Annotated in this window: 14 protein-coding genes and 1 other annotated feature; of the genes, 2 read left to right on the forward strand and 12 right to left on the reverse strand. The window is 48.3% G+C overall.

The genetic code is table 11. From position 1 onward, the window contains the following. The first annotated feature begins 56 nt into the window (after positions 1–56). Positions 57–902 (forward strand): late competence protein ComER, encoded by an 846-nt coding sequence (gene comER, locus AC5ELV_RS08480; protein ID WP_493429832.1) that lies wholly within the window; start codon positions 57–59, stop codon positions 900–902. Here the strand turns inward: comER and leuS are convergent. Next, positions 883–3321: a leucine--tRNA ligase gene (gene leuS, locus AC5ELV_RS08485; RefSeq protein ID WP_493429833.1), complete on the reverse strand. Its 2439-nt coding sequence runs from the start codon at positions 3319–3321 to the stop codon at positions 883–885. The genes comER and leuS overlap by 20 nt on opposite strands. 61 nt (positions 3322–3382) lie before the next feature. After that, positions 3383–3640 (reverse strand) — a binding site (T-box leader). A gap of 184 nt (positions 3641–3824) precedes the next feature. On the opposite strand from leuS, the gene AC5ELV_RS08490 reads away from it, so the two are divergent. Further along, positions 3825–4214: a tautomerase family protein gene (locus AC5ELV_RS08490; protein WP_493429834.1), complete on the forward strand. Its 390-nt coding sequence runs from the start codon at positions 3825–3827 to the stop codon at positions 4212–4214. Positions 4215–4285: 71 nt separating this feature from the next. On the opposite strand, the gene AC5ELV_RS08495 is transcribed toward AC5ELV_RS08490, so the two are convergent. The 11 genes from AC5ELV_RS08495 to AC5ELV_RS08545 form a co-directional block, all read right to left on the reverse strand. After that, a complete protein-coding gene (locus tag AC5ELV_RS08495; protein ID WP_307347115.1) occupies positions 4286–5059 on the reverse strand; it encodes a class I SAM-dependent DNA methyltransferase in 774 nt (257 codons plus the stop codon). A gap of 3 nt (positions 5060–5062) precedes the next feature. Continuing rightward, a complete protein-coding gene (locus AC5ELV_RS08500; protein ID WP_029515375.1) occupies positions 5063–5971 on the reverse strand; it encodes a CvfB family protein in 909 nt (302 codons plus the stop codon). Continuing rightward, on the reverse strand, positions 5968–6315 hold the full coding sequence (rsfS, locus tag AC5ELV_RS08505) for a ribosome silencing factor (protein ID WP_013311194.1): 348 nt from the start codon (positions 6313–6315) through the stop codon (positions 5968–5970). The genes AC5ELV_RS08500 and rsfS overlap by 4 nt, the downstream gene beginning before the upstream one ends. After that, entirely contained in the window at positions 6312–6908 is a 597-nt protein-coding gene (gene yqeK / locus AC5ELV_RS08510) for a bis(5'-nucleosyl)-tetraphosphatase (symmetrical) YqeK (protein WP_493429835.1), read from the reverse strand. The genes rsfS and yqeK overlap by 4 nt, the downstream gene beginning before the upstream one ends. Next, the gene (gene nadD / locus AC5ELV_RS08515; RefSeq protein ID WP_071641885.1) at positions 6892–7482 is read right to left on the reverse strand and encodes a nicotinate-nucleotide adenylyltransferase; all 591 of its coding nucleotides are present in this window, start codon (positions 7480–7482) and stop codon (positions 6892–6894) included. The genes yqeK and nadD overlap by 17 nt, the downstream gene beginning before the upstream one ends. Before the next feature lie 17 nt (positions 7483–7499). Then, positions 7500–7796 carry a ribosome assembly RNA-binding protein YhbY gene (yhbY, locus tag AC5ELV_RS08520; protein WP_013311197.1) on the reverse strand — a complete coding sequence of 99 codons (297 nt, stop codon included), beginning with the start codon at positions 7794–7796 and terminating at the stop codon, positions 7500–7502. A gap of 68 nt (positions 7797–7864) precedes the next feature. Further along, complete coding sequence (aroE, locus tag AC5ELV_RS08525) at positions 7865–8734, reverse strand: shikimate dehydrogenase (protein ID WP_493429836.1); 870 nt, start codon at positions 8732–8734, stop codon at positions 7865–7867. 105 nt (positions 8735–8839) lie between these two features. After that, entirely contained in the window at positions 8840–9967 is a 1128-nt protein-coding gene (gene yqeH, locus AC5ELV_RS08530; protein WP_025723401.1) for a ribosome biogenesis GTPase YqeH, read from the reverse strand. Further along, positions 9960–10490, reverse strand: a complete 531-nt coding sequence (locus AC5ELV_RS08535; protein WP_013311200.1) for a YqeG family HAD IIIA-type phosphatase — start codon at positions 10488–10490, stop codon at positions 9960–9962. Before AC5ELV_RS08535 ends, yqeH begins: the two co-directional genes overlap by 8 nt. A 144-nt stretch (positions 10491–10634) precedes the next feature. Further along, positions 10635–12881: a transglutaminase TgpA family protein gene (locus AC5ELV_RS08540; protein ID WP_493429837.1), complete on the reverse strand. Its 2247-nt coding sequence runs from the start codon at positions 12879–12881 to the stop codon at positions 10635–10637. Next, a complete protein-coding gene (locus tag AC5ELV_RS08545; RefSeq protein WP_493429838.1) occupies positions 12878–14125 on the reverse strand; it encodes a DUF58 domain-containing protein in 1248 nt (415 codons plus the stop codon). The genes AC5ELV_RS08540 and AC5ELV_RS08545 overlap by 4 nt, the downstream gene beginning before the upstream one ends. Between the last annotated feature and the right edge of the window lie 3 nt (positions 14126–14128).

Consider the following 14128-nt stretch of genomic DNA (forward strand, 5'->3'; position numbering starts at 1 on the left):
AGAAGAATGACAGCACAGCGTCTATACCGCAAAGTATGAAAGGAGGACGTTGAACAATGAAAGTTGGATTTATCGGGACTGGCAGCATGGGAAGTCTGCTAATTGAGTCTTTTATTAATTCTAACGCACTCAAGCCGCAGCAAATATCAGCAAGCAATCGAACATATTCCAAGGTAACCGAGCTAGCCCGTCGTTATCCAGGTTTGCATGCAGCCCAAAGCAACCGTGAAACGGCAGCGGAAAGCGATGTTCTGTTTATCTGTGTGAAGCCGCTGGAATCAAAAGCCGTAACGGATGAAATACGCAACGTTATTACAGAAGAGCAAATCGTCGTATCTATCACAAGCCCGGTGCAGATTCGTATTTTGGAGCATGCACTGAAAGCCAAAGTGTCCAAAATTATCCCCAGTATCACCCACCAAGTGGGCAGCGGAGCCTCACTATGCATCCATGGAAGCCGGATTACAGAGGAGGACCGCACCCTTCTGGAAGAGCTTATGTCCCACATCAGCAGGCCAATTCGGGTTAAAGAATCTCATACTCGGATCACATCGGATTTTTCGAGTTGCGGTCCTGCTTTCTTGGCCTTTTTTATGGACCAGTGGATTCAAGCAGCAGTTCAAGCTACAGGTATAGACCGTACGGAGCTATGTGCCCTGGCCGGTGAAATGATCATCGGCACTGGAAAGCTGCTCACGGAAGGCGGGATGACACCAGCCGAGTTACAGGCCAGAGTAGCGGTTCCCGGAGGTATTACCGCCGAAGCTCTCGCACTGTTGGACATCAGCCTGCATAGTGTCTTTCCCGAGCTGATACAGGCCACGCACAACAAGTATGAAGAGGACACGCAAAAGGTAGATGTCTCCTTCGGCTTAAAGCCAATTAACCGGCAACAATATTAACCAGCTTACCTGGAACAGCAATTACCTTGCGGATCGTTTTGCCGGCCAGTGCCTGCTGAACATTGTCCAACGACACAGCGAATGCCTCCATCGCTTTAGCATCAAGGTCCTTGGCAATCGTTGCACGCTGCACGATTTTACCATTCACTTGCACAACAATTTCCACTTCGGCGTCCACCGTCCATGCTTCATCATAAGCAGGCCAAGCCGCGTAGGTAATGCTATCATTGTGCCCCAGCAGTTGCCACAATTCCTCGGCCAAATGGGGTGCAAGCGGCGACAGCATTTGCACGAAGTTTTCCATTGCTGCACGCGGCAGAAGGTCTGCTTTGTATGCATCGTTGGTGAAGATCATCAGCTGGCTGATCGCTGTATTGAAGCGCAGCGCATCCAGATCTTCAGTTACTTTTTTCAGCGTTTTATGCCAAGTACGATTGAACTCATCGCTACCGCCGTCATTTGTAATTTTATCGTTCAGGCTACCATCCTCGGAAACAAACAGGCGCCATACGCGGGACAGAAAACGATGTGCTCCCTCTACCCCATTCTCATTCCATGGCTTGGTCGCTTCCAGCGGCCCCATAAACATCTCATAAATACGCAGCGTATCGGCGCCAAACGTATTGACAATATCGTCAGGATTAATAACATTACCGCGTGATTTACTCATTTTTTCATTGTTGTTGCCCAAAATCATGCCCTGGTTGACCAGCTTATAAAAAGGCTCTTTCGTTTCCACTACACCGATATCATACAGTACCTTATGCCAAAAACGGGCATACAGCAAGTGAAGAACCGCATGTTCCGCTCCGCCAATATACAAGTCAACAGGCATCCATTCACGCTGTTTCTCTTTGGATACAAGCTCTTTGTCATTTTTCGGATCAATAAAGCGCAGGTAATACCAGCAACTTCCTGCCCATTGCGGCATTGTATTCGTCTCGCGGCGTGCTTTCATACCTGTCTCAGGATCAATGGTTTCCACCCAATCTGTTGCGTTCGCCAGCGGGGATTCACCTGTACCTGAAGGCTTGATATTGTCCATCTCCGGCAGCACGAGCGGCAGTTGGTCCTCAGGAACCGTTTTGATTGTTCCATCCTCCAGATGAATTACCGGAATTGGCTCGCCCCAATAGCGTTGACGGCTGAACAGCCAGTCACGCAGACGATAGGTGACTTTGCCGTGTCCTTTGCCCTCGGCTTCCAGCCATTCAATCATCTTCGGAATCGCTTCCTCGTTGGTAAGTCCATTCAGTGGGCCTGAATTGACGTGCGGTCCATCCTCAGTATATGGCTCGTTAGCCACATCTCCACCTTGGACAACCTCAATGATATTCAATCCGAATTGCTTGGCAAATTCCCAGTCACGCGTATCGTGAGCAGGTACAGCCATAATTGCTCCAGTTCCGTAGCCTGCCAGTACATAGTCAGCAATCCAGATCGGCAGCTTTTCGCCGTTCACCGGGTTCACTGCATAAGCTCCTGTGAATACGCCTGTTTTATCCTTGGCTAGATCCGTACGCTCCAGATCGCTTTTACGAGCAGCTTGTTCACGGTACTGTTGTACAGCATCCTTTTGCTCAGGCGTAGTGATAATATCCACCAATTCCTGCTCTGGTGCCAGCACACAGTAGCTTGCGCCGAACAGTGTATCTGGGCGAGTTGTAAATACTGTGAGTTGCTCGTCATAGCCTTCAATTGGAAAACGAACCTCTGCCCCGGTAGACTTACCGATCCAGTTCCGCTGCATATCCTTAATACTCTCAGACCAATCCAGTTCCTCCAGATCATCCAGCAGACGATCCGCGTATTCCGTAATTTTCAGCATCCATTGACGCATTGGTTTACGGACGACCGGATGACCGCCACGCTCACTCTTACCGTCAATAACTTCTTCATTCGCCAGCACCGTTCCCAGCGCTGGGCACCAGTTCACAGGTACTTCAGCTACATATGCAAGGCCGCGCTTGTACAGCTGGATGAAGATCCACTGTGTCCATTTGTAATAATCAGGATCCGTCGTGCTGATTTCACGATCCCAGTCGTAGGAGAAGCCGAGCGATTTGATTTGACGGCGGAAGTTATTTACGTTTTTCACCGTAATTTCGCGTGGGTGCTCCCCTGTATCCAGCGCATGCTGCTCCGCAGGCAGACCGAAGGCGTCCCAACCCATCGGATGCAGTACGTTGTAGCCGCGCATTCTTTTATAACGTGAAACAATATCCGTAGCTGTGTAGCCCTCCGGGTGGCCTACATGCAGGCCGGCTCCAGATGGGTACGGAAACATATCCAAAGCATAAAACTTCGGTTTGTCCGGCTCTTCCCCGGTGCGGAACGTCTTGTTCTCATCCCAATATTTCTGCCATTTTGGTTCAATACTTTGCGGTTGATAGCCGTGCTTCGGCTGTGTGTCTGTCATTGTCTTTTCCTCCTCAAACGGTATGCAACAAAAAAACCTCTGCATCCCGTAGCGTGTCAGCGCTAGGGACGAGAGGTTATATTCCCGTGGTACCACCCTAGTTAGCAGAAAGCGTTCTTCGCGTTCTACTCCCTTTGCACCTGATAACGGAGGTGATCCGATGCGGGTTAATAACAGGATACAAGCACCAGTATAGGGCGTTCCTGCGTTGGACGCATATCTCCGAGGCGAGTTCGCTTTGCGCTGTCAACCGGCTTGCACCACCCGCCGGCTCTCTACATGTCCAGACAAAGCTACTATTCCTCATCAGCGATTGTTTAACCGTTAATAATGGCACTATTATATTGAAAACCGCGAAAAAAGTCAAATAAGGACTACCTTTGGTGTTAAGAACCCTCTCCATACTAATTGTTCATGACACATGCATACGAATGTTTTATAATAATTCCGAGTTAAATCGCTTCAAGTTGAGATGAGTTGAGATAAGAAAGGTGAGCTGAGAAATGGCACAGATTAAAATTTACGGAATAAAAGAGACTCTAAATCCAATCAAAAAGCAACTTTCAGAGGTGATTCATTCTGCTGTGGTGGATGCGTTCAAATATCCTCCTGACAAGAGGTTTCATCGTTTTTTTCCTATGGATCAGGAAGATTTTATATATGCCGATGGTCGCTCTGAGGCGTACACCATTATTGAAATCAGTATCTTTGAAGGCAGAACGACAGAAGCTAAGAAGCAACTCATTAGCCTGTTATTCCAAAGAATTAACGATCTTTTGGGTATTTCTCCACAGGATCTTGAGATTACTATATTTGAAACACCCAAACAGAACTGGGGCATTCGGGGTGTACCGGGTGATGAGCTTCAGTTGAACTATAAAGTGAATATATAAGTGCAAAAAGACGCCCTTCATGTCATCATGAAAAGCGTCTTTTTTTCCCATATTCGTTCAATGAATCTTTGCTATTTTACAGCAACATAAAACAGTCTCGCCGCGTCATCTTCTGCTTCTACCCATTCAAAATCCGCATATACCTTCACATCGCGAAAACCCGCTTTGGACAATTCTGCCTTCATCCAGTCTGGGTCATAGGCACGTTGTACATGTATTTCCTCGAAACGCTGGTATAGATCGCGTCCTTCATGTTCTGCTTTCGCAAAGATACTAAGATGATGCTCAATTTCACAACGGGGAGTGTCTAACGCACATGTCCAGATATACGAGATAGAGCGTTCGTCCAGTACGAAAGGCTGCTCTTCATCATAACGTAAAAACGTCTGCGGATGATGTACATCGAACAAGAAGGTTCCACCAGGCTTCAGACCAGCATGCGTTCTACGAAAAGTAGAAATGATATCTTCTTCCTCCAACAAGTAATTCAGACAATCGCAAAAAGAAATCACAGAATCTACAGGTTCAGGTAAAATCCATTCTCTCATATCCTGCTGTATCCAGCGAACGCTTCCCTCACGAAACAATCGCTGTCCCTGTGGAGTGGTCTCCATTTTGCGACGGGCTACTGCCAGCATGTCAGAGGATAAGTCGATTCCAGCCACCTCAAAGCCCGAGTTAACTAGGGGAATCGTAATCGAACCCGTTCCGCAGCCCAGCTCGGCCACCGTATGCGGCATACCGTACTGATCCCAAGCCTGCCGTGCAAAGCGCAACCAGTCCGGGTACGGCATGTCCTGCATCAGCTCATCATACACATAGGCAAACTTCCGGTAAGAAGCCATTTTTTATTCCCCATTCCCGTCCTTCGGTTTCGGCATTTTCTCCACCAGGTAGGTCCAGTTTTCCTTTTGTGTAACCATTCCTTCCTTCATCAGCTTGCCCATCGCACGCTTGAAGGCGGATTTACTAATACCAAACCGTTGCTTGATAATATCCGGCGGCGTTGCGTCGGAGTATGGCATTCCGCCACCCGGACGCTCCTTCAGAAAAGCAATCAACCGATCCGCATCCTCATCACGGCCTACTTCCTTGCGTGGCGACATTGCCAGATTGACCCGACCGTCTTCGCGAACAAGTGTGACCCGTACCTTAACCTCTTCGCCCAAGCGAAGCATCCGGTTGCGTTCCGAGGAGTGAATCATCCCAATCGCGCCAAAACCAAGCACACCTCCGTCCACCAGAACGAATGTGCCCATTTGAAGCGGCTTGTACACAGTCGCCTGCACCCACGTATTCAGCCATGAATCAGGGGCGTGGAAGCACAACGGAGCCAGCTCCTGTTCTCCTGCCAGCTTAGCCCGCAGTCTGCCTTGCTTGTCATGCTCCATAATGGCATACACGTAGTCGCCCACCCGAGGATGCAAATCCCGATTTTCTGGCAACTCACGAATCGGCAGCAAAAGCTGACGACCCAATCCCATCTCCAGGAAACAACCCAAACGCGGATGCACATCGGCCACCTCAAGCTTTGCCATTTCGCCCAACGACAAGAACGGCTTTTTCATGGTTGCGGCCAAGCGGTCCTCTGTATCGTGAAAAATAAATACCTCCAACCGTTCACCAACTTCAATTTCACGTGTCAGCTCCGTATAATGCAGCAGCACATCCTGCTCCCCAACAGTGAGAAAATAGCCGAAAGGAGATACCTCACGATCCACCATAATGGTGACATAAGTACCGGCGATCAAACTCATACCTTTTCCACAACCTTAGCATCCGACCAGAGTCGTTCAATGTTATAATATTCGCGCTCGTCGCGATGGAAGACATGCACTACGACATCCCCCAAATCCATTAGAACCCAACGGGCAGAATCCATTCCTTCGATTCCTTTGATGGTTACACCTTCATCATGAGCGCGTTTGCGAATTTCTGTTGCAATCGCCTGTACCTGTGTATCCGAATTACCGTGGCAGATTACAAAATAATCCGCTACTAGTGATATTCCCCGCAAATCCAGTGCGACAATATTCATTGCCTTTTTATCATTTGCAGCATCAACCGCTGTTTGCATTAATTGCTCATTAGTTAGGGTCATTCATAAACCTCCGTTTTTCTCTGTTTTAGTTGTTGAATCAAGTCATTGCGCGACAAGACCGTCAGTGGAAAAATAACCTTTTTCTTCTCCAGCAACAATGAAATCGTGGAGTCAAATCCAGCAATAAGGCCCTGCTCCAAGCTTTTCTTTGCCTGTTTACGGATATGCTCAACCCCCGGAAAATCCCGTCCCGGTTCGATGTAATCAGCGAGACACACGACTTTGTCCAGCAAGCTCATACCTACGCGCCCTGACGTATGCCAGCGGATCGCATTCCTTATTTCCGGATCATCCACTCCGTAATCTCTTGCTGCAACGCAGTATCCTACCTCTGAATGCCAGAGCTGCTTGTCATGTTCCAAAAGCTCCTGATCACATTCGGGATGACTGCGAATCACCTCTTCCATCTGCTGGACAGGCCAATATTTCGCTACATCATGCAAAATAGCCGCCAGTTCTGCCTTATCCGAATCTGCTCCATAGCGCTTCGCAAGCTCGACTGAGGTATGCATAACACCTAGTGTGTGCTTCCAGCGCTTTTCAGGCATTTGAACAGATACGGCTTCCATTAATTGCTCACGGCTGTACTTCATACAAACCGCCCCTTGTAATATAGTCATGCACACGATCAGGCACAAGATAGCGGATAGTGCGCCCTTCCGCTGCACGCTCTCGAATATCCGTCGACGAAATGTCCACCACTGGCATATCCGCCAGCAGTACCTTGTCCTGCAAATAATGCGGCAACTCATCCAACGCAAGCTGGAACCCTGGACGCCGAACACCAATAAAACAAATTCGCTGCGCCAGTTCCTCAATTCCCTGCCAATGAGGCAAGTAGTTCACCATATCCGCACCAATAATAAAATAAAAATCCACAGCAGAATGCAACTCCTGAAGCTCCTTGATCGTGTCAATGGTATAGGATACTCCCCCGCGAAGCACTTCAATATCCAGCACTTCAAAAGCAGGATGACCCGCCACCGCTTCACTCGTCATCTCCAGACGTTCTTTACCGCTCGCCCCCGCCTGATGCTTGTGCGGAGGAATATGAGAAGGCATAAACCATACTTGATCCAGCCCATAGGCATCTCTTGCCGCTTCTCCAGCCAGCAGATGTCCAATATGAATCGGGTCAAATGTACCACCCATAATACCGATTTTCATAATTTTCTCCCCGCGTGTTATCCTCTAGGCAACTCGATTTCCTTATGATCACGGGATTCTTTGTACAAAATAATAGTGCTCCCAATGATCTGAACAAGCTCAGAACCTGTCTCCGCGGCCAGTTCTTCCGCAATTTCATGCTTGTCGTCCAAACAGTTGTTCAAAATTTGCACTTTCATCAGCTCACGCTTTTCAATCGCATCGTTGATGTGACGCATAAGATGCTCATTCGTACCGTTTTTACCTACTTGAAAAACCGGGTCCAAATGATGCGCCATTGAACGCAAATATCTTTTTTGTTTACCTGTTAGCATGTATATTTAACCCCTTCGTCGCTACATATGCAATGCAGCATTTCCATAATTTTAATGTTCAATCTTATTCACGACAGGCTACTCAGCACAGCCGCTCTCATTTGCTCTACAGCAGGGACAACCCCTGTAAAATACTCAAAAGCCACAGCCCCTTGGTACACGAACATGCCCAAGCCCCCATGTACAGTGCAGCCGCGCTGTTCACGGCTTTCCTGTAAAAGTCTCGTTTCCAGCGGGTTGTAGATCAAATCACTCACTATGATTCCCTCTGGAATCAAGCTCGTTTCCAGTGGAAGTTCATCCGATAAAGGAGACATTCCCACTGAGGTTGTGTTAATCAACACATTCACTGTGGCGAGCACGCTCTTGGCATCCTCGTTGGAATAACCCCTCACTGGGATCGCTTCCGTCGTCCACTCTAATGCCAGTTGCTCAGCTTTGCCACGTGTTCGGTTCAAAATAATGACCGAATCGGGTTGCTCTTCCAATAAAGCATGAATCACACCACGAGCAGCCCCACCGGCTCCAAGAACAGCAATTCTTGCGCCCTTCAAATCGACAGAAGTCTCTTCTTTGAGGGAACGAACGTAGCCAATTCCGTCCGTGTTATAGCCCTTAAGCCGTCCATTGTCATTCACTATCGTATTGACAGCGCCAATGAGTCTGGCCCCTTCATCAATCTCATCCAGATATTTCATAACCTTGACTTTATGGGGAATCGTCACATTGACTCCGCGGAAATGCAAAGCGCGAATCCCCTTCATGGCATCTTCCAATTGATCCGGTTTGACATGAAGAGGTACAAAATCTCCTTCAATCCCCGCTGCCTGTAAAGCTATTTTATGCATAAGAGGCGATTTGGAGTGCTTGATCGGATCACCCAATACACCCAATAGTACAGGACCTTGTTCGGTCGCTTCAGACTCCCCGCTGTTCATCGTTGCTCTCCCCCATATTGCAAAATATTAGGCCGCACAAATACATGAATGGCGGCAGGAACCAGTACCTGTTCCTTGCCGCCCTATAACATGGTTACAGCAACGTTATATTAACGCAGGCCGCAAAAGCACACGGACTCCCCGAGGAGCATGAACCGCAACCAGAGCTCCGTTCTCGCTATTTACCCTAATCCATCCCAAACCGGAAATGTAGATGTCCGATGGAGATTTGCGTGGAACGCGGAACTCATGTCTTGTCCATTCCGGCATCTCTGCCAATTGATCGCGTGTTGGCGGAGATAACAATTCCCCGGCATGATCAGCGAACAACTGATCAGCCCGCTCCAGCTTCGTGCGATGTATCTTAAGACCACCGTTAATGTAGCAGGTAAATGATTGATGCTGACCCTCCACAAAATCAAATCGGGCCATACCGCCGAAAAACAATGTTTGTCCAGCATCAAGCTGATATGCAGCAGGCTTCAGCGGCTTGTCCGGCATAATAGCGCTCAAGTCCTGACGGGAGACGATTTCACTGAATCGCCAAGGGTATACAATCCCCGGAGTATCAATAATATGCTTGCCGTCGTCGAGCGGAATATTCACCATATCGAGTGTAGTTCCCGGGTAACGGGACGTTGTGAGTTCCTGCTCCATATCGCTATAATCACGAATCAAACGGTTAATGAGCGTGGATTTACCCACATTTGTCGCTCCAACCACATATACATCGCGGTTACCACGGAGCTCAGATACCACATCCAAAAGACGGTCAAAGCCCTGATTTTTTTTAGCTGAGCACAGTACGATTTCTTCCGTGCGTAGTCCTTGCTCCTTCGCTTGCTTTTGTACCCAGTTACGTACCTTGTTCCAATTCGTTACCTTAGGCAGCAAATCGGTCTTGTTTACAGCCAGTATAACCGGATTAGAGCCTACAAAGCGTTGCAGACCGGAAATCAAGCTACCTTCAAAATCAAAAATATCTACAATGTGGATAACGAGTGCATCCTTGTCGCCAATCTGGCTGAGCAGCTTCAAGAACTCATCTTGATCCACTGTCACTGAAGACGTCTCATTATAGTTTTTGATCCGGAAGCAACGCTGACAGATGACAGGTTCGCGAGTAAGCAATTTTTCAGGAATATATCCCGGAAGCTCCGGGCTAGTGGTCTGCACGGTGATACCGCAACCACTACATTTGACGGCAGTGCCGCCGTCAGGTCTTTCAGTCATTCTTCTTTTCCTCCTCAAGCCATAAGCCTTTCTTACGTAACCTTGTGAGCGCGATTCGCTCCAGCCGCCGATTAAAGCGGGTCATGACTCCTTCATCATGAATGGATATCGGTAGCACCAACACCGTATGCAATCCCAGTCGGTTACCTCCCAATACGTCCGTCAACATTTGGTCTCCGACCATAATAGTCTCTTCCGGAGTCAGCCCCATCATACGGATGGCTCTACGAAAAGACGAGTTGGAGGGCTTCCGTGCGGCATGTATAAATTCAATGTCCAAAGGCGTAGCAAACACGGATACACGGTCCATATTGTTGTTAGACACGATGACAAGCTTAAAACCCGCCTGTTTGACCTTCTCAAACCAGGCCACCAGCTCGGGAGTTGCATTCGGCGCTTTTGCGCCGACCAGCGTGTTATCCAGATCCGTAATAATGCCGCGATATCCTTGAGCATACAAACCTTCAAGATCAATATCAAAGACGGTATTCACCCGTAATTTGGGCATCAGCATTTCAAACAACGTCGGTCACCTCAGTTTCATACGACAAACTATACCATATTACTATGGCTTAGTAAAAAGCTATCCGCAACAAACGGACAGCTTTTTCACTAATATATAGCTAAAGATTAAAATAGACGGCATTTGAACCTAATCAAAATTAGACTAGTCTTGATCCTTCTGATCCAACGCAGCTTTTCGTCCCGCCCATCGTTTTATCCATCCTTCTTTGTGTAACAGAGAGGCTTGCTGGCGAACCATATGCCAATCTTCTGCGGTTACGGAGGAGGGACTATAACGCGCTTGTTCAAATCGTCCAAGCAGCTGATGTAAAATTGAAGCGTGTTCCGGTACTTCTAGCGACCATCTATCAACTGATTCCCTCAGCGTCTCGTGACTGGCGCGGACAAATCCCTTTCTTCGCATGTACCTTAACCAGTGTTCAGTTTCGACGACCACCTTTTCATCCGGGGTCAGCGGCTTCCCTCTGCGTAAACGCAGCAGCAAAAAGTGAATGTCTGCCCGATTACGCCAGACGATATAAGCAGCCCACAGCAGCAGAATTACAGCAGCAGAAACTATAATTACAGGATGAATCTTTGAACCTTCCTCCGGATTAATCTGTGGGGTCTGCTCAGGCTGTTCCGGTTCAGACGGATCTTTAACCTCTGGGGCTTCTGGAGTCTTTGAATCCTCCTGTTCCGTAAGCAGCGGCATATCAAAGCCAGGCGTAGCTTCTACAGGAACCCAACCATATTCACCTAAATATACTTCCGCCCAGGAATGAGCATCCGCATTTGTCACGGAGTAAGAGGACATATTTTCGTCACCTTCACGCGTTGTTGCATCATCTGAAAACGTCTGCTGACCAGGTGCATACCCTTTGACCCAACGGGCTGGAACCCCAACGGAGCGAGCCATCATAACTAATGAGGTGGAATAATAATCGCAATAGCCCTCCCGAATCTCAAACAGAAAGGCATCCACAAAATCTCTGCTTCTTTTCCGTGAGAGGTCCGGATTGTTCGTATATGCATAATTTTGCTGCAAATACTGCTGTAGTAATCCGACTTTTTCATATGGCGTTTTCGCCGTTGACGTTACGTTCTGAGCCAAATCACGAACCCGCTGTGGCAACTCATCTGGAATTTGTAGATAGGCTTCCTGTTTGTTTTTTCCGTACAACTCATTAAAAGTTTTTGTGCGTAGCTCTTTCTCAGGGATCACAGGGACATGCGATACCAGAGTATACGTTTTAGGATAAGCAGTTCTTCGGGAGGATGGATTCCAAAGCAGTTCCGCCTGTTCCGGGTTCCAACGTAACCCGTCTGCCCGTGAATCTCTGTCCACCGATTGAACACGCTGCACCGAATAAGCGCCAAACAGAACAGGATAGCTCTGGTCGTTTTGCATCGTAATGGTCTGAACGACCTGCTCAGTCGAATGCCGTGTTTCTTGTGTGTTTTCAAGCTCTGCGGTCATTGACACATCATTTAGCGTTTGATCATCGTTGCCCCCGTCACTCCAGCCTGTACCGGAATACGTTCGTTTTGTTTCCCCCCGCCAATAGCTTCGCTGAGTGGTCGTGATGGTCATGACAGGAGAATAATCGAAATTAAAACCTCCACCCAACCGATTATCCTGGCGACTATAACCCGATGCGGTGTTCATCCGCTGATTCAGTGCCCCAGACCCATTGCTGATCCCGGTGGTGGTTGGGCTATTTCTATGGGTCCACGCTGTATAGGGATCCGTCAAAGCTGGCTGTACCTCGGGCATATTGACACCAGCCATAATAATGAGCGCAAAAATGACCGCAATATTGGCTGCTATTTTATATGGATAGCGTCGAATATGCTTCCATCCTTGAGGATAATGCTGCCGAAAATACTGCAGATGTTGTGTCACCAGCCAACCCATACCAGCAAAGACGATCCAAGCAACCTCCTCCCACAGTACAGTTGGCGTGAAGGAATCAAGCACTGCCAGCGCGGCAATATTAATACCCACAAAAACAAGAATCCGCTGCTTCGTTGTAACGATGAGCGGCACCATTTCAATAACTAGCCAAGCGATGAGGGAAAACCAAATATAAGGAGACATATTGGAAATAAATTGGTCCAGGCGATTGGCTACCCCTCCGAAGGGAAAAATAATGGAGTAAGACACCAATGTCCGATACAAAATAAAAAACAGTGCCGCCGCCTTAACAATAAATTCAATCCAAGGACGAAATGGTAGTACAATCTTCACCAGAGCCAGCATTGTAATGGTCATCAATACAAGTGCTCTTGTCTCTTCCAGCCATAATTCGGAGGCAAAAGAAACCCATTGCATGGCAATAATAATAATCCATAAAAATGTAAAAGCGGGGGCCCATGAACCCTTTAACGATTGTAACCAGCTCTTCATAGCGTCCCTCCCCCCATTACAGCCGGGAGCTCTTCAAGGCTCTCAACATCGTAGCCCTTGATTCCCCGTGCACGAAGCATGCTCATCCATTCTTCAGCTTTTCCCTCAGCAGAACCTTCTCCGATATAGACGTGGCACGGAGTCATCCCCCGGGTATCGGCCCAGCGAAGAAGCTCCATCGCCTGATAATCCTTCAGCGGACTAATCAGTATAAAATAACAGCCTTGCGGAAACTGGCGCACACTGCTTTCTACAGCGGCATTCAAGCTACCTTGTGAAGTGGTGTGTATGTCTACCAAGTGATGCATCATTCGTTGTCGTTCCATTGTCTGCTCACTTGGCTGAAAGACGGTACCTTTCTCTCCAGCTGTGCACAATCCAACCCCCATTCGCTCCCGTCCACCATATTCCAGCAATGAAGCAGTAGAGGATACAGCTAGCTCAAACTGTTCGGCGTTCAGATAATGCTTCATGTGTACGTCCAGTACAAGCATCGTTTTAGGAACTGTCTCATGCTCAAATTCCTTAGATTTCCAGCTACCTGTACGAGCCGTCGCATTCCAGTGGATGCGCGAAAACCGATCCCCATATACATAGTCCCGTACACCGTTAATTTGTGTCGTTTCACGCCGCGTTCGAGTTTGAACGGTCTGCGGTCCAGACATCCTTGAGCGACGGTCATTCATCTGCCAATACGGAATGAATACCGTTCGGGGCAGCACCCGAAATTCACCGCGTGCGTTCAATCTGCCTTTGTGCTCCAACAGACCGAAGATGTCCTCACTCACACATTCAGTTTCCTCAAAGTGGTAGCTCCCTCGCTCTAAAGCGGGAGTCTGAAATGTAAGCTGACCGCCCCCTTTTAGACTGGGAATGACACTGTCCTCAAATGACCAGGATTCACCTGTATGTCGCTTGAGGACCTCACGGACAATGACATAGGGTAACGGAAGAAAACCAGGAATGCTGAGGCTCAGCTTTACATGCACCTGATCTCCCGCATGCAGCAGTTCTCCAAACTCCGAGCCTTGCGAAAGCTGCCGGGAGCCTTGCACACGGCGAACTCCGTTCAGGCCAACGATCCATAAATAAACGATTAACAGCGAAACCATAGACAACAGCATGACCGACGTCTTGCCGCCCTGAAACAACAAATATAGCAGGCACACCACCCATATGACCATCAGAAGCCAGATGCGGCCTGACAGCCGGGGAAGCCTGCGCTTCCTTTTGACCATATTCATTCC

Source organism: Paenibacillus sp. NMA1017 (assembly GCF_058895805.1).